Origin of the sequence: Microbispora cellulosiformans, assembly GCF_008728085.1 — a bacterium.
GTDB lineage: Bacteria > Actinomycetota > Actinomycetes > Streptosporangiales > Streptosporangiaceae > Microbispora > Microbispora amethystogenes.
The window spans coordinates 206,297-227,250 of record NZ_VYTZ01000009.1; the positions used below are offsets into that span (position 1 = coordinate 206,297).

Here is a 20,954-nt window from a genome sequence, read left to right on the forward strand (position 1 = left end):
GCGCTGACTTCACCGGACGGCGGAGCCGCCGGGGCTTCGGGGACGCCGGCGGGGACGGGAGGGCGGGAGGGACGGGAGGAACACGCCGGAGGCTTCGCCGATCGCGATGACCGATGTCACGGGGGTGATGGTGTTCGAGTTCGACGTTCTCGGGCCGCTGCGGATGAGCCGTGACGGAGTTCCCGTCAGGCTGGGCGCGGCGATGCCGCGCCGCCTGCTCGCGACCCTGCTGTGCACGCCGGGCAGGCCGGTGGCGGTGCCGGCGCTGGTCGAGGCCCTCTGGGGCGACGATCCGCCGCCCAGCGCGCACAAGACGCTGCAGATCTACGTGCTGCGGCTCAGGCGGGCGTTGGGCGATCGCGACCGCGTCGTCCACGGCCCCGGTGGTTACACCGCCGCCGTCTCGCCGCCGGAACTCGACGCGCTGCGGTTCCGCGAGCTGACGGCGGCCGGGAGGGCCGCGAGGAGGAACGCGGACCCGGCGAAGGCGGGCGCGCTGTTCCGGCGGGCGCTCGGCCTGTGGCGGGGGCCCGCCTTCGCCGACTCCGGAGACGGGACGCTCGTGGCCGACGAGGCGCGGCGGCTGGAGGAGGAGCGGCTCCTGACCTGCGAGGAACTGGCCGTGGCTGACCTGACGTGCGGCCGCCACGCGGAACTGGTCACCGGCCTGACCGAGATGGCCGAGCTGCATCCGTACCGGGAACGGCTGCACGCCTGTCTCATGCTGGCCCTCTCCCGCGCCGGGCGCCAGGCCGAGGCCCTACGGGTCTACCAGCGGGTGCGCGCCATGCTCGGCGAGGAACTCGGCGTGGAACCCGGCCACACGCTGCGGCGGGTGCACGAGGCGGTCCTGCGGGGCGACACCGGCGATGACGGCGGCGATCACCGTGACGATCGGCGTGACGATCGGCGTGGTGATCACGGTGGCGCGCCCGGCTCGGTGGCCGGCCTGCTCCTCGGCCCCGAGGAGCAGGCGTACGGGGACGGCGCGGCCGTCCTGACCACCCGCCGTACGGACATGGCGGGCCAGGGCGGCGAGGACGACGCCGGGCCCGTGGTGGCCGCGCCGTGCCAGCTGCCACCGGACATCGGTGACCTCGTCGGGCGTCACGAGCCGGCCGAATCGCTGCGGTTGTGTCTCACCGGCGCGGGAGACCCGCCCGCGACGCCGGTCGTGGTGCTGTACGGCAGGGCGGGCGCCGGCAAGACGACGCTCGCGATCCACGTCGCCCACAGCCTGGGGGAGACGTTCGCCGACGGCCGGCTCTACGTCGACCTGCACGGGACCCGCCCGCGGCCGGCCGACCCGGCCGAGGCGCTGGCACGTCTTCTCACCGCCCTCGGCGTGGCCGCGCGGTCGGTGCCGGACGGGCTGGAGGAGCGCGGGCGGCTGTTCCGCGCCGTCCTGGCCGACCGCCGCGTGCTGGTGGTTCTGGACGACGCCGCGAGCGAGGAGCAGGTCAGGCCGCTCCTGCCGGGCGGGCCGGGCTGCGCCGTCCTGCTGACGAGCAGGCGCAGGCCGGCCGGGCTGAGCGCCCGCGCCGTACGCGTCGACGCGCTCGACCCGGCGTCGGCGGCGACGCTGCTCGGGCGGATCGCCGGGCCGGAGCGGATCGCGGCCCGGCCCGGCGTCGCGGCCGAGATCGTCCGCCTCTGCGGTCACCTGCCCCTGGCGGTGCGGATCGCCGGGGAGCGGCTCGCGCAGCGCGAGCACTGGAGTCCCGACCACCTGGCCGGCCGCCTGCGGGAGGAGCGCCGGCGCCTGGACGAGCTCGTCGCCGGCGACCTGTCGGTGCGCGCGAGACTCGACGCCGACTACCGCGGGCTCGACGCGGCCACCAGGCGGGCGCTGCGGATGCTCGGCCTGCTCGACGTCCCCGACTTCACGGCGTGGATGCTCGCGGCGGCCCTCGGCGTCACCGTGCGCGAGGCCGAGGCGTACGCCGACCTGCTCGTCGACGCCCAGTTGCTGAGCTGCGCGGGCGACGACGCCGACGGCCGGTTCCGCTACCGCTTCCACGACTTCGTACGGGCCTACGCCCGGGAACGCGCCGAACTGGAGGAGACCGACGGCGAACGGGAGCAGGCGGTCACCCGTGTCCTCGGCGCGCTGCTCGCCAGGGCCGGGACGGCGGAACGCGGCCTGCCGCAACACCCGGCCGCCGCCGTCCCCCGCGCGGCCCCATGCCGTTACGCCGCCGGCCGAGGGACGGAACCCCCGCTCGTCGCGGACCGGGTCTCATTCAACGGGACAGGCTGCGGATGACCACGCCGAGCACCTCGTCCATCGGCAGGTAGCCCCAGTGCCGGGAGTCGTTGCTGACGGGGCCGTCGCCGAGGACCACGAGCCGGCCGGCCGGGACCGACTCGCCCGGCGCGGCGTGCACGCCCGCCGCGACCTGGTCGGGCACCGCGTCGCCCGGCACGGCCGCGATCCTCTTGATCAGCCACGACGTCTCGCGCAGCACGGCCGGCCGTCCCGTGCTGTTCGGCAGGCCCGTGTTGTCTGGCAGGTCTGTGTTGTCCGGCGGGAGGCGCCGGAAGACCACCACCTGGCCGCGCCGCAGCGCCGCGCGCCCGCCGCGCCGGATCAGCACCCGATCTCCCGGCTGGTACGTCGGAACCATGCTCGTCCCGGCCACCCGTATCACGACGAGGCGGCGCCGGGCGGCGGCGACCCCGGCCGCCACGGCCAGCGACAGCAGAATCACGAAATATCGCATGATCAACCCTTCGGCCCGGTCGAGCGATCGTGATTCTCGACGGCCGCGGTTGCGCCCCGGTAGCGCGCCGCCTGCGGCACGCCGCGCAACCGCCCGCAACCGCGGCGAAGGCGGGGCAGAGCATCCTCACAGAGCGGGCGGCCTACCACGCCCGGACCCAGCGAAGGGAAAACGCATGCTCCGCACTCTGAACCGCCTCGGTGACCGGCTGCTCCAAGGGCTGCTCCCCGGCGCGGAAGCTCAGGCCGACATCTGCACCCGCACCGAGGTGTACAACCAGAACTGCTGGTACAACTGCTACCCCAACCCCACCGGCGGCATCTGCGTCCGGAAGATCCAGTACGGCTGCGCGGGCGCCCTGTACACCATCGGAAGCTGCTGACAGGTCCGATGGTCTACGCCGTGCTGACGCTCCGGCTCGTGCTGATGGGAGTCTTCCTGGTCTCCGTCATCGCGAAGCTGCGGACGCGGCGCGCATTCGGTGAGTTCGCCACGGCGGTACGGCGGCTCGGCGGCCTTCCCATCCCTCTCGGGCCGCCCGCCGCCGTGGTCGTCGTCGCCGTCGAGGCCGGAACCGTCGCCCTGCTGGCGGCGCCCGGCCTCGGCGGCGACGGCAGGGCGGGCCTCCTGCTCGCGGGAGGCCTGCTCCTCGGGTTCACCGTGGTCCTGGCCGCGGCGCTGCGGCGGGGCACGGCCGAACCGTGCCGGTGCTTCGGCGGATCGGACGATCCGATCAGCCGCGCGGACGTCGCGCGCAACGCCGTGCTCGTCGTGTGCGCCGCCGCCGGAGCCGTCGTGACGCCCGCGGCGGACGCCGCACCCGTCGCCCTGCCCGCCGCCGCGCTCTGCCTGCTCGGGGCCTCGGTCGCCGTCGGCGCCGTTGTGCTCCTCGACGACCTGGCCCACCTCTTCCGCTGACCCCGAGCTCCCGCCGGCCCGCCGATTCACCTGAGCGCGCCGACTTTCCTGAGCGCACCGACCCTCCAACCGAAGGGAACGCCCATGGCCGTGCTTGCCGCCGCCGTCATCCTCCTCGGCGGTCTCGTCCTGGTGAACCTGCTCCTCACCGGCGCGGTCATCAGGAAACTCCGGAAGATCGCCAAGGAGACCTCCGCCGGGAGGCCGGAAAGCGCCGGACTCGCGGTGGGCGCCGAGGTCCCCGCCTTCTCCGCCCGCACGGTCGCGGACACGGAGGTCAGCGCGGACGATCTCGCGGGCGCACCCACCCTCGTCGGGTTCTTCAGCACCGACTGCCGGCACTGCCTGCCGAAGGCGCCGGGCTTCGCCGCTACCGCCGGCGAGGCCGCGGCCGCCGGTGTACGGACCCTGGCGGTGATCGTGGCCGGACAGGAGGAGCCCGCCGACCTGCTCGCCGCGCTGGCGGACGACGTGAGGGTGGTCGTGGAGAGCGAGGGCGGGGCGATGACCGGCGCGTTCGAGGTCGCGGCCTTCCCGTCGTTCTTCCTGGTCGGCCCGGACGCCACGGTCACCGCCACCGGCCACGAGCCGGATCGGCTGCTGCCCGCGCCGTCCCGCGCCCGATGACCGTCCCGCGCCCGATGAACGGAGTGACGTCACGGCTCGGGCCGCTGCGGCTCGTCCTGGCACTCGTCTGGCGCGCCGGCCCCGCGCTCGCCCTGTCCCAGCTCGCCATGGCGGTCCTGAACGGCGCCGCCCCCGTCGCGATCGCCTGGCTCAGCAAACTCCTGATCGACCGCCTGACCACGGGTGCGGGGCCGTCGACGACACCGCCGGCCGTCGCGCTGGCGGTGGCCGGAGCCCTGACCGCGCTGCTGCCCCATCTTTCTGGTTACATCCAGCGGGAACAGCAGCGCCGCATCGTCCGGCACACCAGCGGCGAGCTGTTCGGCGCGGTGTGCCGCATGCAGGGGCTGACCCGGCTGGAGAACCCGCGGTTCCACGACCGGCTCCAGATGGCCCAGCGGTCCGCGCTGACCACCCCGCAGCTCATCACCGAGTCGGCTCTCGGACTGGTCCGCGGCGGTGTCACCATCACCGGGCTCCTCGGCGCGCTCGCCACGCTCAGCGCGCCGCTGGCCGCCGTCGTGGCGGCGGCCATCGTGCCGGAAGTGCTCATCCAGCTCCGGCTCAGCCGTCACCGCGCGCACCTCCAGGGGGAGACGGCTCCCGCGGACCGCCGCAGGATCTTCTACCAGATGCTGATGCTCGACCTGCAGGCCGCCAAGGAGATCAGGCTCTTCGGCATCGGCGGCTTCCTGCGCGGGCGAATGCTCGGCGAGCTGGGCTCCATACAGCGGGCGGAACGCCGGGTGGACCTGACCGCCGTCCGCTACAACGGGGCGCTGACCGTCCTCAGCACGGTGATCGCGGGCGGTGCGCTGATCGCGATGGTCTCCCGGATAGCCTCGGGCGAGGCGGGCGTCGGCGACCTGGCCGTCCTCACCGCCGCCCTGGCGGGCAGCCAGTCCGCCCTGTCGGGCATGGTGCTCCAGCTGGCCCAGCTGAACGAGGCGCTCATCCTGGCCGGTCACTACGCCCACGTCGTCACGGTCGGGCCCGACCTGCCGGAACCCGCGACCGCCGGCGCCGTACGACCGCTGCGGCGCGGCATCGAGCTCCGCGACGTGTGGTTCCGGTACGACCCCGGCCATCCCTACGTGCTCCGCGGCCTGAACCTGACCATCCCGTACGGCCGGAGCGTGGCCCTGGTCGGCCTGAACGGCGCGGGCAAGAGCACCGTCGTCAAGCTGCTGTGCCGCCTGTACGACCCCGAGCGCGGCAGCGTCCGCTGGGACGGCGCCGACGTACGTGACCTGCGGGTCGACGACCTGCGCCGCCGGATCGGGGCCGTGTTCCAGGACTACATGGCCTACGACCTCACCGCGGCGGAGAACGTCGCCGTCGGCGACGTCGGCTCCCTCGACCGGCCGGAACGCCTCCACGAGGCGGCCCGCCGGGCGGGCATCCACGACACGCTCGCCGGCCTGCCGCGCGGCTACGACACCATCCTGTCCCGGTTCTTCGCCGCCGAGCCGGACGAGGATCCCGGCCAGGGTGTGCTCCTGTCCGGCGGGCAGTGGCAGCGGGTCGCGCTCGCCCGCGCCCTCCTCCGCGCGGACACCGCCGACCTGCTCATCCTCGACGAGCCCAGCTCGGGGCTCGACCCCGAGGCCGAGCACGCCGTCCACCGGCGGCTGCGCGATCTGCGCGCCGGCCGTACGAGCCTGCTCATCTCGCACCGCCTCAACACCGTGCGCGGCGCGGACCACATCGTCGTCCTCGCCGACGGCCGGGTGGCCGAACAGGGCACCCACGACGAACTTATGGCGTTGGGCGGAGAGTACGCCCGCCTGTTCACCCGCCAGGCGGCCGACTTCCAGCTCGCCCGGCCCACCGCCCTCGGCGCGTCGGCCGACACGTGACGGGACACGGGCGCCGCGTCACCTCGCCCGCCCGGCGAGGAACTCCTCCCAGGTCCGCCCGCCCAGATCGGCGCCGTCCAGGGGCAGGTTCGCGCCGGCCCGGAACGCGCGGGCGGCCTGACCGGGAGCCGGCATCGGCGTGACGAGCCGGCGCCTGCCGGCGGCCCTCAGGTAGTCGCGGGCGAGGTCCTCCATCGGATAGACCCGCGGCCCGGCGAGGTCGGGCACCAGACCGGCCGGCGCGCCGAGGGCCAGCGCGGCGAGCCGGGCCGCCACCTCGCCCGCGTCGACCGGCTGGAACCGTACGCCGGCCCAGGTCGGCAGCACCGGCAGCGGGACCGCGGCCATCTGGCCCAGGGTCGTCCAGATCCAGTCGTGGAACTGGGTGGCGCGCAGGGTGGTCCAGGGCAGCCCGCAGCCGGCGACGACCCGTTCGGCCTCCCGCTTGGCGGCGAAGTAGCCGAACATCGCCCGGTCGACGCCGCTGACGACGGGGACGCGGTCGGCGCCGACGACCGAGACGAACACGAGGTGCGGCCCGTCCGCGCGGGACGCCGCCCGCACCAGGTTGCGGGCCTTGACCTCGTCGCCCTTGGCGCTGCCCGCACAGTGCACGATGGTGTCGGCGCCCTTCACGGCGGCGTCGAGCCCCTCGCCGGTCGACACGTCGCCGGCCACGAACTCGACGCCGGTCACGAACTGGGCACCCTCCTGTGGTGCGTGCCCGCCTCTGCTGAGCACGCGCACCCGGCGGCCCGCGTCCCGCAGCAGCGGCACGACGAGCCGCCCGAGCGTGCCGGTGCCGCCGGTGACCAGGGTGAGCGAGGTCATGATGGTCAACTCCTCGGGTCCGGGGGCCCCGGTCACATCGGCCGGGCCCTCTGGGTCTACCAATGAGGGACACCGGGGCGGAGAGGAATGTGACGCGGTGGACGAGCGGGAGTGGCTGACGGAGCGTTTCGAGGAGCACCGCATCCGGCTGCGGGCGGTGGCCTACCGGATGCTCGGCTCGATGAGCGAGGCCGACGACGCCGTACAGGACGCCTGGCTGCGGGTCAGCCGCGCCGGCGCCGGCGGCGTGGAGAACCTCGGCGCGTGGCTCACGACGGTGGTGGCGCGGGTGTGCCTCAACGTGCTGCGTTCCCGTGAACACCGGCGCGAGGAGCATCTGGGGGTACGTGTGCCCGACCCGGTCATCGATCCCGAGTCGGGGGCCGACCCCGAGCACGAGGCGGTGCTCGCCGACTCGGTCGGGCTCGCGCTGCTGGTGGTGCTCGAAACGCTCTCTCCGGCCGAGCGGCTCGCGTTCGTGCTCCACGACATGTTCGCGGTGCCCTTCGAGGACATCGCCACGATGATCGACCGCTCCCCGGCCGCGGCCCGGCAACTGGCGAGCCGCGCCCGGCGGCGCGTACGGGGACAGGCCCCCGCCCCCGATCCCGACCTCGCCCGGCAGCGTGCGGTCGTCGAGGCGTTCCTGGCCGCCGCCCGCGACGGCGACTTCGACGGGCTCGTCGCCGTGCTCGCCCCCGGCGTCGTGCTGCGGTCCGACGGCGGCGTCGCGCGGGCCCGTCACAGCACGGTCGTCACGGGGGCGCGGGAGGTGGCGGCGCAGGCGGCCGTCTTCGGCTCGCTCTCGCCGTACGCGCGACCGGCCCTGGTCAACGGGGCGGCCGGAGTCGTCGTCGTGGCGAACGGCCGGCCGCTGTCCGTCATGGCCTTCACCGTCACCGGCGGGAGGATCGCCGCCATCGACGTGCTGTCCGATCCCGAACGCCTGGCCAGGCTCGACCTCACCGTCCTCGGCGACTGAGCGCCGCCACCGGCCGCGTCGAGCGCCGCCGGCCGGGAGGAGTTCGTCCCGGTGCCGGCTCAGCGGCCGGAACCCGCCTCGCAGCGGCGCTTGAGGCTCTCCGCCTCGGTGCGGACGTACCTGCGGGTGCGCCCGCCGGTGAGCAGGCCCACCAGCGGCGCCAGCGGGCCGGACTGGGCGATCGTGAGAAGGACCGACACCCCGCCGCCCGGCCGGGGCGTGAGCACGTGGCCCGCGACCGTGACGACGCCCCCGCTCGCCGCCCGCCACGTGAAGGACGCGCCGTCGGTGAACTCCGTCACCTCCCAGACCATCGGGGGAAGCGCGGGCTGTTTGATCCGTACGCGGACGCCGGGCCCCAGCGGGCCGTCGGCGGTGTACGCGACCCGGGTCATGGTGGGGAGGAACTCCGGCCACCTGACGACGTCCGTCAGGATCCGCCAGACCCGTTCCTGAGATGCGTCGATGTCGACGCCGGTCTCGAACCGCATCGCAGTTGCCGCTCCTTCTCCGTACCGGAGCCGCGCGGGGGGCCGGGCCCGCGGCGGACCACCGTGGCTCACGTCACGATGATCACACCTCGTGCCGGCGGTGCCGCACCCGGGCCGCGACCGGCTCGCCCCGGCCGGGGCGAGCCGGTCGCGGGAGGGCCGGGCGCCTGGAGGACGCCCGGTCCGCGACATCAGCCGGTCGGCCTCGTCAGACCCGCTTCCACGGGCCGTTCGGGTCGCCGGGCGCCTGGTTGCGGCTGTACCACTTCGCCTGGTAGACGACGCCCTGGTATTCCGCCCGGTCTCCGGTGAGGAAGATCCGTGACGGGGTCCACACGGGGGTGCCGTCCGCCGTGGACACGATCTGCTGCCAGGCCCCGTACGGGTTGCCGGGGATCTGGTTCCTGGAGTACCACGAGTTGAGCCAGACGGTGCCCTGGTAGGTCACCTGGTCACCGGTGTGGTAGATCGTGCTCGCGGCCCAGGCCGGCGGGTTGTCGATCACGATGGAGACGGTCTGCTCGGTGGTCAGCCCGTTCGTGCCGACCGCGTCGATCCTGAGCTGGTAGGTGCCGTTCGGATAGGCGGTGGTGTCGACGACGAGGTCGGGGTGGAGCCCGTCGTCGTGACTGCCGGGCGCCTTGGTGTTGTCGGTCAGCGCGACGCCGTCGCGGACGAGCGCGATGGTGGTGTGGGCCACGTCGGACGCCTCGCCGCCGAGGTCGACGGTGAAGGTCGGCGTGCCGGAGACGGAGGCGCCGTCCGTCACCGAGACGTGCTTGATCGTCAGGTAGGGAGCGAGGGTCCAGAAGTGGTCCGGGACGCTTGCGTCACTCGTCGCGGGCGCGGGGCTGGCGACGAGGGTCGCGTTGCGTCCGTTGCCGGACGAGTCCGCGACGGCCGTTCCTCCGTTCTCGTCGAACGTGTAGCGCAGGACGTCGCCCGCGCCGGCCTGCCCGGCCGCGAGGGCGGCCACCTCGGACGCGGTCAGCGCGCGGCCGTAGACGTTGAAGTCGTCCACCGCGGCGGCCAGGTAGGGGTCCCCTCCGTACTGCGAGCGGCCGATCCAGTTCTGGGTGGTGGCGCCGAGGTTGGCGGGGCGCCTGGTGACGCCGGGGTTGGTGCCCACCACCTGGTCGTTGACATAGAGGGTGCCGGTGGTGCCGGACACGGTGACCGTCACCAGCGACCAGGTGTTGAGCGGGAGCGTCGTGGTGGAGCTGATCTGCTGCTCTCCGCCGGCGCCGCTCGTCGTGATGGCGAACCGGAGCCCGGTGTTCTTGTTGAGCGTCAGGAACATGTAGGCCGACGTGCCGGTGCCGAAGTCGAACACCCGCGACCATGTCGAGTTCTTGGCCGGGTTGACCCACGTGGAGACCGTGAAGTCGCCCGTGACGCCGCTCACCGCGCCCCGCGGCACGTTGACGTACTGGTTGGTCCCGGACAGCGCGACGGCCTTGCCGAGCTTGCCGGCCACCCGGGTGCCGCCGATGCCGGAGGACGTGACGGTGGTGTCGTTCCACTGCACGACCTGGGCGCCCGGGTCCTTGCTCATGCCGTCGACGGCGAGCACCAGACCCGTGCCGTAGTTGACGAGCTGGTTGTGGCCCTTCCCGTCGGGGACGACCTGCCAGAGCTGGGTGTTGCCGCCGGTGTCGGTCTCCACGACGGCGGACGCGCCGTTGCCGGACGAGGCGTCCTTCACCCCGAGCACCAGGCCGCCGGCCGCGTTGACCACCTTGTACAGGCCGGAGCCGGTGGAGACCAGCTTCCACCTCTGCGTGGTGCCGCCCGCGGCGGTGGCCTGGTTCACCAGGGTCCCGGCCGACGTCCCCGCATCGTGGGTGTCGAGCGCGAGCCCGCTGTTGAGGTTGGTGATCCGATACGTGTTCTCGAGGTCGGTCGCCGTACCGGCGCCGCTGATCACCAGGTGGTAGGCGTCGGCGGAGCTCATCGCCACCGGTACGGTGATGGACCCGTCGGTCACCTTGTAGACGGTGTCGGAGATGGTGATCGGGCCGGCGACGGGGTTGGTGCGCCCGTACGACGGGGTGTACTCGAGCGTGGCGTGGACCGTTCCGCCCAGGTCGAGCTTGTCCAGCCCGTCGACCTTGACGGCGGTGGCGCCGCTGCCGCCGCCGAAGACCACGCTGACCTGCTTCTTGTCGGCGGGCACGGCGGCGGCGCCGTCGAGGCCGGTCGTGGCGTTGGGCGGGGTGGTGGTGACCATGTCCCCGCTCATGTCGGCGTACCACTTGTAGAGCCAGTAGGCGCCGTTCGGGCTTCCGCCGGTGCCGGTCAGCAGGTCGCCGAGCGCGCCGTAGCCGTTCCAGAACGCGAGCTCGGCGTCGTGGATGCCGTATCGCTCGAACTTCGCGATGTACCCCACCAGGGAGCCCGGGATGCCGACCTCGGAGGGCGCCGCGTACTCCTCGATGGAGATCGGGCGCGGGCTGATGCCGAGGTCCTTCATGATGGCGTTGACCTTGGCGAGGTCAGTCACGATCTTGCCCGAGTTGATCAGTTCGTGCCAGGCGAGGATGTCGGGGACCGTGTCGGTCGCGACCGCGTTCCTGAGGAACTTCTCCATGTCGTTGATGTTGTCGGAGAAGCTCGGGCCCTGGATCGGCGTGGTCGGGTCGAGCGACCGCACCTGGCGGAAGGTCTTCGTCCAGAAGTCCTCGTAGGTGCCGTTGGACGCGAGCCAGGTGTTGTCCGACTCGTTCCACAGCTCCCACGCCGCCATGTTCGTCACGCCGGAGGCCTGGACGGCCTTGACCTGCTGCTCGACGACCGTCGGCCACGTGCTCCAGCTGAACTGGTACGGCCAGCCCGCGTAGTAGTCGGACAGGCGGTTCACGACCTTCGCGCCCGCTCTGGCCGCCTTGTCGGCGACCACCAGCACGTCGCCCTTCGCCTGCTGCCTGCCGCCCACGGCCATCTGGACGAACGTGTTCGGCTTGATGGCCTTGACCAGGGCGTCGGAGGGCGTCGCGTCGTCGGCGAGGCCGTACAGGGACCCCGTCGCGACGTGGGTGACCGGGCGGAAGGGCTGGTCGGCCTTCACCACGAGCGTGGCCGCGGGGGCCGGGTCGGCCGACGCGGGCGAGGCGGGGAGGGCGGCCCCCGCGGCCGCGATGGTGAGCGCGGCCACCAGAACCGCTGCCTGGTGGGAAGTGCCCTGGCGCCGGTTCGGGCGAAGGCGCGGGGCCGATGCCCTTTCCGGGGGGGATGCCGCTCGAGACATGCGTACTACTCCTTTGCGTTCGTGAACGAGGGGGTCGTTCACACTTGCGTTACGCGTCGTCTCGGAGGGGCAGGGCCGTATCAGCCGGAGGATGTTATCGCTAACATCGTCACGCATGATGCGGCACGTCCTCCAAGAGGGCGCGTGGCTCCGGGGACCGTTCGGCCCGCGGGAAGCAGGGGAATCGTCGAGGATGGCTTACGAGGTGCCGGGCGGAGAGGACTCCTCAGTCCTTGACGGCGCCGGCGGTGACTCCGGCGGCGACATAGCGCTGCGCGAGGACGAGGAGCACGGTGGCGGGGATCGAGGCGATCACGGCGGTGGCCATGATGGCGTTCCACTGCTGGTTGTTGTTGCCGATGTAGTGGTAGATGCCGAGCGTGATGGGCTGATGGTCGCCGCCCTGGTCGAGGGTGCTGGCGAAGACGAAGTCCGACCAGGCCCACAGGAACGCGAACAGCGAGACCGTGATGACCGCGTTGCGGCTGACCGGCAGCACGATCGACCAGAACGTCCGCAGCGCCCCCGCGCCGTCCACCCGGGCGGCCTGCAACAGCTCCTCCGGGATCCCGGACATGAACGTCGTGAAGATCAGCACCGCGAACGGCACCGCCAGGGTGGAGTCGGCCAGGATCAGCCCCGGCACGGTGTTCAGGACCCCGGTGCTCAGGTAGATCGCGTAGAACCCCATCGCCATGATCACTCCGGGGATCATCTGCGCGACCAGCAGCAGGAAGCTCAGCACGCCGCCGCCGCGCGGGCGCAGCCTGGCCAGCGAGAAGGCGGCCGGAGCGGAGATCACCAGGGTCAGCGCCACCGTGCCGAGCCCCACCACGAGGCTGGTGGCGAGGTAGGGCCCCTGCTGCTCCAGCACGGCCCGGTAGCCCTCCAGCGTCCCGTTCACCGGGAACCAGTCCGGCGGCGACTTGCGCATGTCCTGGTCGCGGGTGAACGACACGTTGATCATCCAGTAGACCGGGAACAGCATGAGCGCGGTGAACACCACGCCCAGGCCGGTGTGCCACCAGGTGCGCCGGTTCGCCGTCATGCCAGTGCCTGCCTTCGCTGTACGCGGATGTAGACGAGGCCGGAGACCAGCGCGATCACGATCAGCAGGTTGCCGACCGCCGCGCCTGGGCCGAAGGAGGGCAGCAGGTTGCCGAAGCCCAGCCGGTACGACCAGGTGGCGAGCGTCGTGGACGCGTCGCTGGGCCCGCCCTTCGTCATGATCCAGATGATGTCGAACACCTTCAGCGTGTAGACCAGCCCGAGCAGCAGCGTGATCGCCGAGACCGGCCGCAGCAGCGGGAAGGTCACCCGCCAGAACCGCTGCCAGCCGCTCGCGCCGTCCAGGGCCGCCGCCTCGTGGATGTGGGACGGGATCGCCTGCAGGCCGCTGTACAGCACCACGAGGTTGAACGGGATGCCGATCCAGATGTTGGCGATGGTCACCGACCACAGCGACCAGTCGGGTGAGGTCAGCCAGTTGACCGGTCCGATCCCGAACGCGTGCAGGACGGCGTTGACCACACCGGAGTCGCTGTTGAGCATCCACGACCAGGTCGAGGACGACACGATCAGCGGCAGCAGCCACGGCACCAGGAACAGCGCGCGCAACGTGGCCGACAGCCGGAAGTGCCGGGTGAAGAACACCGCCAGGGCGAGCCCGATGGTGAACTGGAAGGCCAGCGACACCAGGGTGAACACCACCGTGTGCCACAACGCCGGTCCGAAGGTGGCGTCGCCCACGGCCTTCGCGTAGTTCGCGAGCCCGGTGAACGGCGCGTCCCCCTGCACGAACGACCGTACGGTGTAGTTACGCAGGCTCAGGTCGACGTTCCGGTACAGCGGATAGGCGTAGAACGCGAGCAGATAGATCACCACCGGCGCGAGGAACGCCCACGCCGTCCACTGCCCGGCCGCACTCTTTCCTGGCGCGCTCTTTCCCGGTGCCCGCTGTCCCGGCCGCCGTACGATCCGGCGGAGGGCGCCCCCGGCCGCCCCGGCCGGTGCCGGTTCCCGCCCGTCGTCCGCCGTGGGCGCGGCCGGCGTCTGTGTCGCGTGTTTCATGCTTTCCTTCGTCTGACGTCCGCGGGACGGGGACGTGCGCGCGGGTTTGCTCCTGGGGCCCGCGCGCACTGTGCCTGCTCGATGCGCGCCTGCTGACTGCGTGCCTGCTGAGTGCGTGCCTACTGGGTGGCGCTCGCCGCCGTGCCCTGCGCGGCCGTCAGCGCCTCCTGCGGCGGCTGCGATCCGCTCAGCGCGGCCTGCATCGCCTTCCACATGGGCTCGGAAATCTTGGGGTACTTCGTGCCGAGGTTGTCGCTGGTGCGGCCCTTGGCGGCCTTGACCGCCTCCACCCACACCTTGAGCTCCGGGTTCTGCTCGACCTGCTTGGCCTGCACCGCCTCCGTCGGCGCGATGTACGAGAGCGTGGTCGTGGTGTTGAGGGAGTTGTCCGTGCTGGCCAGGCAGGTCACGAGCTTCTGCGTCGTCGCGTAACGGGCCGCGTCCTTCTGGGCGGGGATCGTGACGAACTCGCCGCCGGTCGGCGCGGGGGCGGTGCCGCCGTCCTTGGCGGGGATCGGGATGATGCCGTAGTCGAAGCCGGCCTTCTTGGCGTTGGCGAGCTGCCAGGTGCCGTTCTCGCCGAAGGCGAAGTCGCCGGTCGCGAACTCCTGCCAGCTCGTGGTCTGCGTGTTGTTGATGACGGAGTTGGGGGCGTACCCCTTCTTCACCCAGTCGGCCCACAGCGACAGCGCCGCCACGCCCTGGGGGGAGTCGAGCTTGGTGAGGTTCGCGCCGGAGCCCCAGAACCACGGCAGGAACTGGAAGCTGCCCTCCTCGGTGCCGATCGCCGAGAACGTGATGCCCTTCTTGCCGGCCGCCTTCACCTTCTCCAGCGCCGCCGTCAGCGACGCCCAGTCCTTGATGCCGTCGGCCTCCACCCCGGCCTTCTTCAGCACCTCCTTGTTGTAGTACAGCGCGAGGGTGTTGGCTCCGATCGGGATGCCGTACGTCTTGCCGCCGATCTGGCCCGCCGCCAGCAGGTTCGGCGACACGGCCGAGGTGTCGATCTTCGTCTCGTCCGTCGAGGTCAGCACCCCCGCCTCGGCCAGCGTCGAGACGACCGGGTTGTCCACGATGAGCACGTCGGGCGAGTTGCCCTGCTGCGCCGCGAGCAGCGCCTTGTTGGTCAGGTCGGTGGTGTCGTAGCCGGTCCGCTTGACGGTCACGCCGGCCTGGGTGCCGCACTGGGTGAGCAGCTTCACCCAGTCGGAGGAGTCGTCGAACTGCGGGTACGGGTCCCAGATCGTGTAGGTCCCGCCCCCGGCGGCCGCCTGGCTCGCGCCCGCCGAGGCGGTGTCTCCGTCACCGCCGCCGGACGACCCGGAGCACGCGGTCAGTCCGCCCGCGAGGGCGAGAGCCGCCAGGCCCAGGCCGGTGGCGCGCCGGCCCCTGTCGAGGCTTTCCATATCGTTCTTCCTTTCGACGGCCGGCGTCCGGCCGATGTCATCTCTTCCACCGGCGCGGGTCCGCATTCTGCGCCTGAGGGGGGAGAGCAGGAGGTGAAGCGGAGCCACCCGCCCCGAGTCCGGCGAGGCGAGCCGCGGGCGGTTCCCATCGGCTGTCGCGGGCCGCGTGCCAGGCGCGGCCCGCGCGGTCATCCTGAGGCGGCGATCGGAATCCAGACCCGCATCGGGCCCTCGCTCCGGTTGCCCCACAGGAAGTACGGCACCGCCGTGAGCGTGAAGGGGGTGCCGCGGCGCCCCCGTCCGCTCGTGGCGGTGTAGAGCGCGTCGCCGGTGTCGGCGAGCGTGCCGCCGGCGGTGAGGACGACCGGGAACTCCGGCAGGTCCTCCCGGCGGTCCGCGACGGCCGGTGCCGCGGGGTCCAGCCGCACGTCCTCCATGACCGCGCCGGGCGGCAGGTCGGCCTGCTCCAGGCAGTACACGAGCGGCCCGCGGGCCAGCGCCACGCAGCCGCGTACGGCGTCCACCCGTGGATGCGCGCTCACCTGCCGGACCGGCATCTCCAGATCGAGGACGACGGTCGTGCCCGGCGCCCAGGCCCGGGTGAGCCGTACGTAGCCGTCCCGGACGGGGGCTATCACCGGGCCGCCGTCGATGCGTACGGTGTGCGCTTCGCACCATTCCGGCACGCGCAGCGCGAGGGTCCAGGGGACGGCCGCGGCACCGTCCAGGGTCAGCTCGATCCGGCCCCGCCAGGGATACTCGGTGCGCATGTCCACCCGTACGGCGGAGCCCGCGACCTCGGTGTCCACGCTGCCCGAGGCGTACAGGTGGATCTGCAGGCCGTCCTCGTGTGCGGTGGCCAGGTAGCCGTGCAGGGAGGCCATCAGCCGGGCGATGTTGGGCGGGCAGCAGGCGCAGGTGTACCAGGGCAGCCGCCGGGCCGCCGACTCCTCTCCGGCGCCCGTGTGCCCCGTGCGCAGCTGCAGGGGGTTGGAGTAGAAGAAGTGCCTGCCGTCGTGGGACACGGCGACGGCGACCGCGTTGTACAGCGCCCGTTCCATCTCGTCGGCGTACCGCGCGCGGCCGGTCGCCAGCAGCAGCCGCCAGTTGAACTGGAAGCTCGCGATGGCCGCGCAGGTCTCGGCGTACGCCCGGTCCGGCGGCAGTTCGTACGGATCGCCGTACGCCTCGTCGCGGTGGCGCGACCCGTGCGCCCCGGTCACGTGGGTGCGCCGGCGCACGGCGTCCTCCCACAGTCGCTCGGCGGCGTCGAGCAGTGTGCGGTCGCCGGTCTCGACGCCGACGTCGACCATCCCGGCCAGGAGGTAGAGCTGGCGTACGGAGTGCCCGGCGACCTCCGCGGCCTCGCGTACGGGCACGTGGTCCTGGTAGTAGACGGGGCCGAACCGGCCGGGCCCGAGCAGCCCCCGTCCGCGCAGGTCGAGGAACCGGCGGGCCAGGTCCAGGTAGGGCCGGTGCCCGGTCAGCCGGTACAGCTCGGCCAGGGCGGTCTCGATCTCCGGGTGCCCGCAGACCTCGTCGGCGCCGCCCGGCCCGAAGCGCTCCACCAGCAGGTCGGCGAAACGGCGGGCGACGGTCACCAGGCCGGGGCTCACGCCGGTCCTGGCGGCGGCCACGGCGGCCTGGATGAGATGGCCGGCGCAGTACAGCTCGTGGCTCCACTCCGGCTTGCGCCACCGGTCCTCGGGCGCGGCGACGGTGAAGTAGGAGTTGAGGTAGCCGTCCGGCTGCTGGGCGCGGGCGAGCAACGCGGCCGTGTCGTCCACGAACGACCGCAGCCCGGCGTCACCGGGTGAGCGCCCGAGCTCCCAGGCGGCGGCCTCCAGGGTCTTGTGGACGTCGGAGTCGGCGAACCACATGCCCGCGAACGCCTCATCCGCCTCTCCCGCGGCGGCGCGAAGGTTGCCGATGTTCCCGGCGCTGTGCAGGTTGTCCACGCAGTGCGGGAGCGTGACCGCGGCGTTGCGCCGCTGCCACCGCCCCAGCAGGCCGTCCGGATCGAGACGGACCTGGTCCGGACCCAGCGGCCACAGCGCGGCGACCGCCCCGGGCCCCGGAGCGACCGGCCCCGCGGCGCCGTCGGGGACGGACGGGGCCGGCGCCTGGATCGGGTGGACGCCGGGAGCGGCGGGTGTGTCTGACAGCTTCTGCTGAGTCATGCCTCAATCTTTCGTGCGACAGGGACGTCCTTCACGCCGCCGAGGACCTGTCCCGGTTACGGCGAGGAACATGCAGCAGGAAAAAATTAGGAAAGAAGGAAAACGATTGCCGTCACGGTATCCAACCTGGATCGGGACCGTCAATAGCCTGTTTCCACGCTGTTACAGTGACCTTGCGGCCGATTGCGGGGCCTATAAAGTGAGGCCCAGGCAACCGGCAAGGAAAGTGGGGGAAACGTGGGGAAGTCGGAGCGTCATGCCACGATCGCCGACGTCGCGGCGCTCGCCGGGGTGTCGGTGGGCACGGTCTCCAAGGCCCTCAACGGTCGCGGGTCGTTGCGCGAGGAGACCCGGATGCGGGTGCGCGAGGCGGCCAGGCAGCTGGCGTTCGAGGCCAACGCGGGTGCGCGGAGCCTGCACTCGGGACGCACCTACACGGTCGGCATGATCACCACCGACACGATCGGGCGGTTCAGCATCCCCGTGCTGATGGGCGCGGAGGACGCGTTGGGCGCCGGGGAGATGTCGGTCTTTCTCTGCGACGGGCGCGACGACCCCATCCGCGAGCAGTACTACGTCAAGACCCTCCTCAGCCGCCGGGTCGACGGCATGATCGTGACCGGCCGGCGCACCGAGGCGCGGGCGCCCATCGGCGCCAACCTGCCGGTGCCCGTGGTCTACGCCTTCATCAGCTCCTCCGACCCCCAGGACTGCTCGGTGGTCCCGGACGAGGCGGGCGGCGCGCGCAAGGCGATCGAGCATCTCCTGGCCGTCGGGCGCACCCGGATCGCCCACATCACCGGACCCGAGCACCACGACTCCGCCCGGGTGCGCGCGGCCGCGGCGACGGAGCGGCTCGCCGAGGCCGGGCTGTCCCTGGTCGCTCCACCGCTGTTCGGCGGGTGGAGCGAGGTGTGGGGACGTCAGGCCGTCGGCATCCTCCTGGCCGGCCGGACCGAGTTCGACGCCGTCTTCTGCGGCAACGACCAGATCGCCCGGGGCGTCTGCGACGCGCTGCGGGCCGCCGGGCGCCGGGTTCCCCAGGACGTCGCCCTCATCGGCTTCGACAACTGGGATGTCATGACCGAGGCCAGCCAGCCGCCGCTGACCAGCATCGACCTGAACCTCGAAGGGCTCGGCCGTTCGGCGGCCGAGATGCTGCTGGCGGCCATCAACGGCTCCCCCTCCCCGGGCCGCCACGCCCACCCGTGCCGGCTCGTGGTGCGGGAGTCGACCTCGGTGCCGCTCTCGTGACCGGTCCGGCCGCCCGGCCGTAACGGCCCGGCCGCGCCACCGCACTCGTTCCAGTGTCTTATTTGCGGCGACTTGCCTAGATCGTCCCTCCCAACCTAGTATTCCGGCAGAGTTACTAGGAAATGCCTGCCGCCCCTGAGGCGCGCAGTGCGGGAAGGGGCGCACCATGCCCACGACCACGCCCGCGACCCTGCCGTCCACGGCCCAGTCCGTGGACACCCTCTGGTTCACCCGCTGTCCGGTCCCGACGGCGAGCGGACTCGCCCACGCGCTCGGCTGGCTGGCCGGCCGCTACGCGGACCTGGGCGTCGACATCGGGGTCCTGCAGGACGCGCCCCTGGAGATCGCCAGGCACCACTACGACCACGACCTCGTCGGCCTGATCCGCGAAGGGGGGAACGTCCCCGCCATCGCGGCCCGCGCCGAGGGCGCCAGGACCCGGCTGATCGGGCTGACCTGGATCGACGAGGGACAGTCGATCGTGGTCCGCGGGGACTCCGCGATCGACTCGCCGGCCGCCCTGCGCGGCGCCCGGGTCGCGGTTCCCGGCTGGGCCGCGACCAGGGACACCAGCATGGCCCGCGCCATGGCCCTGCACGGGTTCAAGGGCGCGCTCGGCGTCGCGGGCCTGTCGCTCGACGACGTCGAGTTCGTCGAGCTGCCGCTCGACCCGGTGGTGCCTCCCGGGCGCGTCCGCGCCGAGCGGGCCGCGCCGCGCTTCCCCGAACTGGACGCGCTCGCCGCCGGCCGCGTCGACGCGGTGTACGCCAAGGGCGCCGCGGCGCTGGAGGAGGCCCGCCTCCGCGGCGCCGTGGTCGGCATCGACCTGGACGCGCTGCCTGCGCGGCGCTCCAGGGTGAACAACGGCACCCCGCGGCCGATCACCGTGCACGAGGACCTGCTGCGGTCGCGGCCCGAGCTCGTGGTCGAGTTCCTGGTCCAGTCGCTGCGCGCGGCCGACTGGGCGGCGGGCGACCTGGAGGGCGTTCGCGAGGTGCTGGCCGCCGAGACCGGCTCCGGCGCCGACGGGGTGCTCCTCGCCTACCGCGACGGGTTCCACCGCACCCTGCACCCCACGCTGGACGACGAGCGCGTCGACCTGCTGCGGACACAGAAGGCGTTCCTCCAGCGCCACGGCTTCCTGAGCGCCGACTTCGACCTCGACTCCTGGATCGACCCCGACCCGCTGCGGCTCGCGTACGAACGCGTCTCCCGGCGGGACTGACCCGAAAGGCCATGCAGTGATCAGCACACCCACGCCCGGCGGCCCCGGCTCCGCGGCCCGCCCCGCCGGACGTGCATCCGTCCGCCGCCTCGTGTTCCCGGTGGCGGTCGCCGCCCTCGGCGCGCTGCTGGCCGCCTGCGGCGGTCCCGCGGCGTCGTCCGAGACCGGACAGGGCTCCGGGCAGGGCTCCGGACAGGGAGTCGACACCGTCCGCGTCGGCGTCATCGCCGGATCGCCCCCCGGCGTGTACTCCGCGATCGAGAACGGGTTCTTCGCCAAGGAGCGCATCAAGGTCGAGCTCGTGACCCTCAGCGGCGGTCCCGCTCTGGTGGCGGCCACCGAGGGCGGGTCCATCGACATCGCCTGGGCCGACATCTTCGCCTGGACCTCCGCCATCCAGCAGGGGTTCAAGCTGACGATCATCAATCCGGCCAACGCACTGAAGCCCGGTCAGCCGGTCAACGTCATCGTGGCCAAGCCGGGCAGCGGCATCACCTCTGCGAAGGACCTGGCCGGCCGGAAGCTCGGCGTCCCGGCGCAGGCGCTGACCACCGTACAGATCAAGAAGTGGCTGGAGGACCAGGGGCTCGACCCGAACGGGCCGAAGTACACGACGGTGCAGGACCGCACCACCTCCGGCGGGCTGGTCGCCCAGGGCACGCTCGACGCGGCGGCCACCAGCGGGGCGTACGTCACCGCCTGGCAGGCGCAGTACGGCCTGACGGTGGCCGGCGCGTTCGACTCCGGCGTCCCGGACGGCGCGGCGACCTCCGGCTACGGCGCCAAGCGCGCGTACGCCGAGGCCCACCCCGACCTGATCAAGCGTTTCGTGCGGGCCGTCCGGCAGGGGGTGACCGCGTTCCAGTCGGTCGCCCCGCTGGAGCAGAACACCCTGCTGGTGAAGTACGGCGGCGCCGACGTCGGCAAGCTGGAGTCCAAGTATCCGGGCGCCCTGCAGAAGGCCTCGGCGGCGACCAGCGGCGAGTTGCGCGGCCCGTTCGACGTGGCGGCGGAGAACAAGTGGATCGAGATCGGCGCGCGGTACGGCGCGCTGAAGCAGGCGATCGACCTCACGCCCTACCTGTGGCCCACCGCCACGGCCGCCAATCCCTGACCTCACGACGAACGCTGGGAGCTCTTC

17 protein-coding genes are annotated in these 20,954 nt (G+C 72.6%); 9 read left to right on the forward strand and 8 right to left on the reverse strand.

Translation table 11 applies throughout. The features are described 5' to 3' along the window. Positions 1–106 precede the first annotated feature (106 nt). Positions 107–2,266 carry an AfsR/SARP family transcriptional regulator gene (locus F5972_RS25400; protein ID WP_150936579.1) on the forward strand — a complete coding sequence of 720 codons (2,160 nt, stop codon included), beginning with the start codon at positions 107–109 and terminating at the stop codon, positions 2,264–2,266. Here F5972_RS25400 and F5972_RS25405 read toward each other — a convergent pair. Beyond that, positions 2,244–2,723, reverse strand: coding sequence for a S26 family signal peptidase (locus tag F5972_RS25405; protein WP_150936581.1), 480 nt, complete (start codon positions 2,721–2,723; stop codon positions 2,244–2,246). The genes F5972_RS25400 and F5972_RS25405 overlap by 23 nt on opposite strands. 175 nt (positions 2,724–2,898) lie before the next feature. Between F5972_RS25405 and F5972_RS25410 the strand changes: the two genes are divergently transcribed. From F5972_RS25410 to F5972_RS25425, 4 genes are all read left to right on the forward strand, one after another. Further along, positions 2,899–3,105 carry a hypothetical protein gene (locus tag F5972_RS25410; RefSeq protein WP_150936583.1) on the forward strand — a complete coding sequence of 69 codons (207 nt, stop codon included), beginning with the start codon at positions 2,899–2,901 and terminating at the stop codon, positions 3,103–3,105. Between the two features lie 20 nt (positions 3,106–3,125). After that, positions 3,126–3,641, forward strand: coding sequence for a MauE/DoxX family redox-associated membrane protein (locus tag F5972_RS25415; protein ID WP_150936585.1), 516 nt, complete (start codon positions 3,126–3,128; stop codon positions 3,639–3,641). Positions 3,642–3,725: 84 nt separating this feature from the next. Further along, entirely contained in the window at positions 3,726–4,268 is a 543-nt protein-coding gene (locus F5972_RS25420) for a TlpA family protein disulfide reductase (RefSeq protein ID WP_150936587.1), read from the forward strand. Positions 4,269–4,282: 14 nt separating this feature from the next. Next, a complete protein-coding gene (locus F5972_RS25425) occupies positions 4,283–6,127 on the forward strand; it encodes an ABC transporter ATP-binding protein (protein WP_150936589.1) in 1,845 nt (614 codons plus the stop codon). Positions 6,128–6,145: 18 nt separating this feature from the next. Here F5972_RS25425 and F5972_RS25430 read toward each other — a convergent pair whose 3' ends face one another. Continuing rightward, positions 6,146–6,958, reverse strand: coding sequence for an SDR family oxidoreductase (locus tag F5972_RS25430; RefSeq protein WP_150936591.1), 813 nt, complete (start codon positions 6,956–6,958; stop codon positions 6,146–6,148). A 97-nt stretch (positions 6,959–7,055) separates the two neighbouring features. Here F5972_RS25430 and sigJ point away from each other — a divergent pair, with 97 nt between their 5' ends. After that, positions 7,056–7,940 (forward strand): RNA polymerase sigma factor SigJ, encoded by an 885-nt coding sequence (gene sigJ, locus F5972_RS25435; RefSeq protein WP_225311849.1) that lies wholly within the window; start codon positions 7,056–7,058, stop codon positions 7,938–7,940. Positions 7,941–7,999: 59 nt separating this feature from the next. Here sigJ and F5972_RS25440 read toward each other — a convergent pair whose 3' ends face one another. The 6 genes from F5972_RS25440 to F5972_RS25465 all read right to left on the reverse strand — a co-directional run bounded on the left by F5972_RS25440 (position 8,000) and on the right by F5972_RS25465 (position 17,334). After that, a complete protein-coding gene (locus F5972_RS25440) occupies positions 8,000–8,431 on the reverse strand; it encodes an SRPBCC family protein (RefSeq protein WP_111699204.1) in 432 nt (143 codons plus the stop codon). A 208-nt stretch (positions 8,432–8,639) separates the two neighbouring features. Then, positions 8,640–11,585, reverse strand: a complete 2,946-nt coding sequence (locus F5972_RS25445) for a LamG-like jellyroll fold domain-containing protein (protein ID WP_225311850.1) — start codon at positions 11,583–11,585, stop codon at positions 8,640–8,642. A gap of 319 nt (positions 11,586–11,904) precedes the next feature. Next, positions 11,905–12,726 (reverse strand): carbohydrate ABC transporter permease, encoded by an 822-nt coding sequence (locus F5972_RS25450; RefSeq protein ID WP_111699207.1) that lies wholly within the window; start codon positions 12,724–12,726, stop codon positions 11,905–11,907. Beyond that, positions 12,723–13,748 (reverse strand): carbohydrate ABC transporter permease, encoded by a 1,026-nt coding sequence (locus F5972_RS25455; protein ID WP_111699209.1) that lies wholly within the window; start codon positions 13,746–13,748, stop codon positions 12,723–12,725. Before F5972_RS25455 ends, F5972_RS25450 begins: the two co-directional genes overlap by 4 nt. Positions 13,749–13,867: 119 nt before the next feature. Then, positions 13,868–15,154, reverse strand: coding sequence for a sugar ABC transporter substrate-binding protein (locus F5972_RS25460; protein ID WP_111699211.1), 1,287 nt, complete (start codon positions 15,152–15,154; stop codon positions 13,868–13,870). Between the two features lie 188 nt (positions 15,155–15,342). Beyond that, positions 15,343–17,334 (reverse strand): glycoside hydrolase family 127 protein, encoded by a 1,992-nt coding sequence (locus F5972_RS25465; RefSeq protein ID WP_150936594.1) that lies wholly within the window; start codon positions 17,332–17,334, stop codon positions 15,343–15,345. Positions 17,335–17,571: 237 nt separating this feature from the next. Between F5972_RS25465 and F5972_RS25470 the strand changes: the two genes are divergently transcribed. The 3 genes from F5972_RS25470 (at position 17,572) to F5972_RS25480 (ending at position 20,927) form a co-directional block, all read left to right on the forward strand. Then, a complete protein-coding gene (locus F5972_RS25470; RefSeq protein WP_111699216.1) occupies positions 17,572–18,588 on the forward strand; it encodes a LacI family DNA-binding transcriptional regulator in 1,017 nt (338 codons plus the stop codon). A gap of 166 nt (positions 18,589–18,754) precedes the next feature. After that, positions 18,755–19,813, forward strand: a complete 1,059-nt coding sequence (locus F5972_RS25475; protein ID WP_111699218.1) for an ABC transporter substrate-binding protein — start codon at positions 18,755–18,757, stop codon at positions 19,811–19,813. Between the two features lie 16 nt (positions 19,814–19,829). Beyond that, positions 19,830–20,927 (forward strand): ABC transporter substrate-binding protein, encoded by a 1,098-nt coding sequence (locus tag F5972_RS25480; protein ID WP_111699220.1) that lies wholly within the window; start codon positions 19,830–19,832, stop codon positions 20,925–20,927. Positions 20,928–20,954: the final 27 nt, after the last annotated feature.

Excerpts from the sequence above, each read along its gene's own strand:
- F5972_RS25400 (WP_150936579.1), top strand. The coding sequence starts at position 107 with ATGACCGATGTCACGGGGGTGATGGTGTTCGAGTTCGACGTTCTCGGG.
- F5972_RS25405 (WP_150936581.1), bottom strand. The coding sequence starts at position 2,723 with ATGCGATATTTCGTGATTCTGCTGTCGCTGGCCGTGGCGGCCGGGGTC.
- F5972_RS25410 (WP_150936583.1), top strand. The coding sequence starts at position 2,899 with ATGCTCCGCACTCTGAACCGCCTCGGTGACCGGCTGCTCCAAGGGCTG.
- F5972_RS25420 (WP_150936587.1), top strand. The coding sequence starts at position 3,726 with ATGGCCGTGCTTGCCGCCGCCGTCATCCTCCTCGGCGGTCTCGTCCTG.
- F5972_RS25425 (WP_150936589.1), top strand. The coding sequence starts at position 4,283 with ATGAACGGAGTGACGTCACGGCTCGGGCCGCTGCGGCTCGTCCTGGCA.
- F5972_RS25430 (WP_150936591.1), bottom strand. The coding sequence starts at position 6,958 with ATGACCTCGCTCACCCTGGTCACCGGCGGCACCGGCACGCTCGGGCGG.
- F5972_RS25440 (WP_111699204.1), bottom strand. The coding sequence starts at position 8,431 with ATGCGGTTCGAGACCGGCGTCGACATCGACGCATCTCAGGAACGGGTC.
- F5972_RS25450 (WP_111699207.1), bottom strand. The coding sequence starts at position 12,726 with ATGACGGCGAACCGGCGCACCTGGTGGCACACCGGCCTGGGCGTGGTG.
- F5972_RS25455 (WP_111699209.1), bottom strand. The coding sequence starts at position 13,748 with ATGAAACACGCGACACAGACGCCGGCCGCGCCCACGGCGGACGACGGG.
- F5972_RS25460 (WP_111699211.1), bottom strand. The coding sequence starts at position 15,154 with ATGGAAAGCCTCGACAGGGGCCGGCGCGCCACCGGCCTGGGCCTGGCG.
- F5972_RS25465 (WP_150936594.1), bottom strand. The coding sequence starts at position 17,334 with ATGACTCAGCAGAAGCTGTCAGACACACCCGCCGCTCCCGGCGTCCAC.
- F5972_RS25475 (WP_111699218.1), top strand. The coding sequence starts at position 18,755 with ATGCCCACGACCACGCCCGCGACCCTGCCGTCCACGGCCCAGTCCGTG.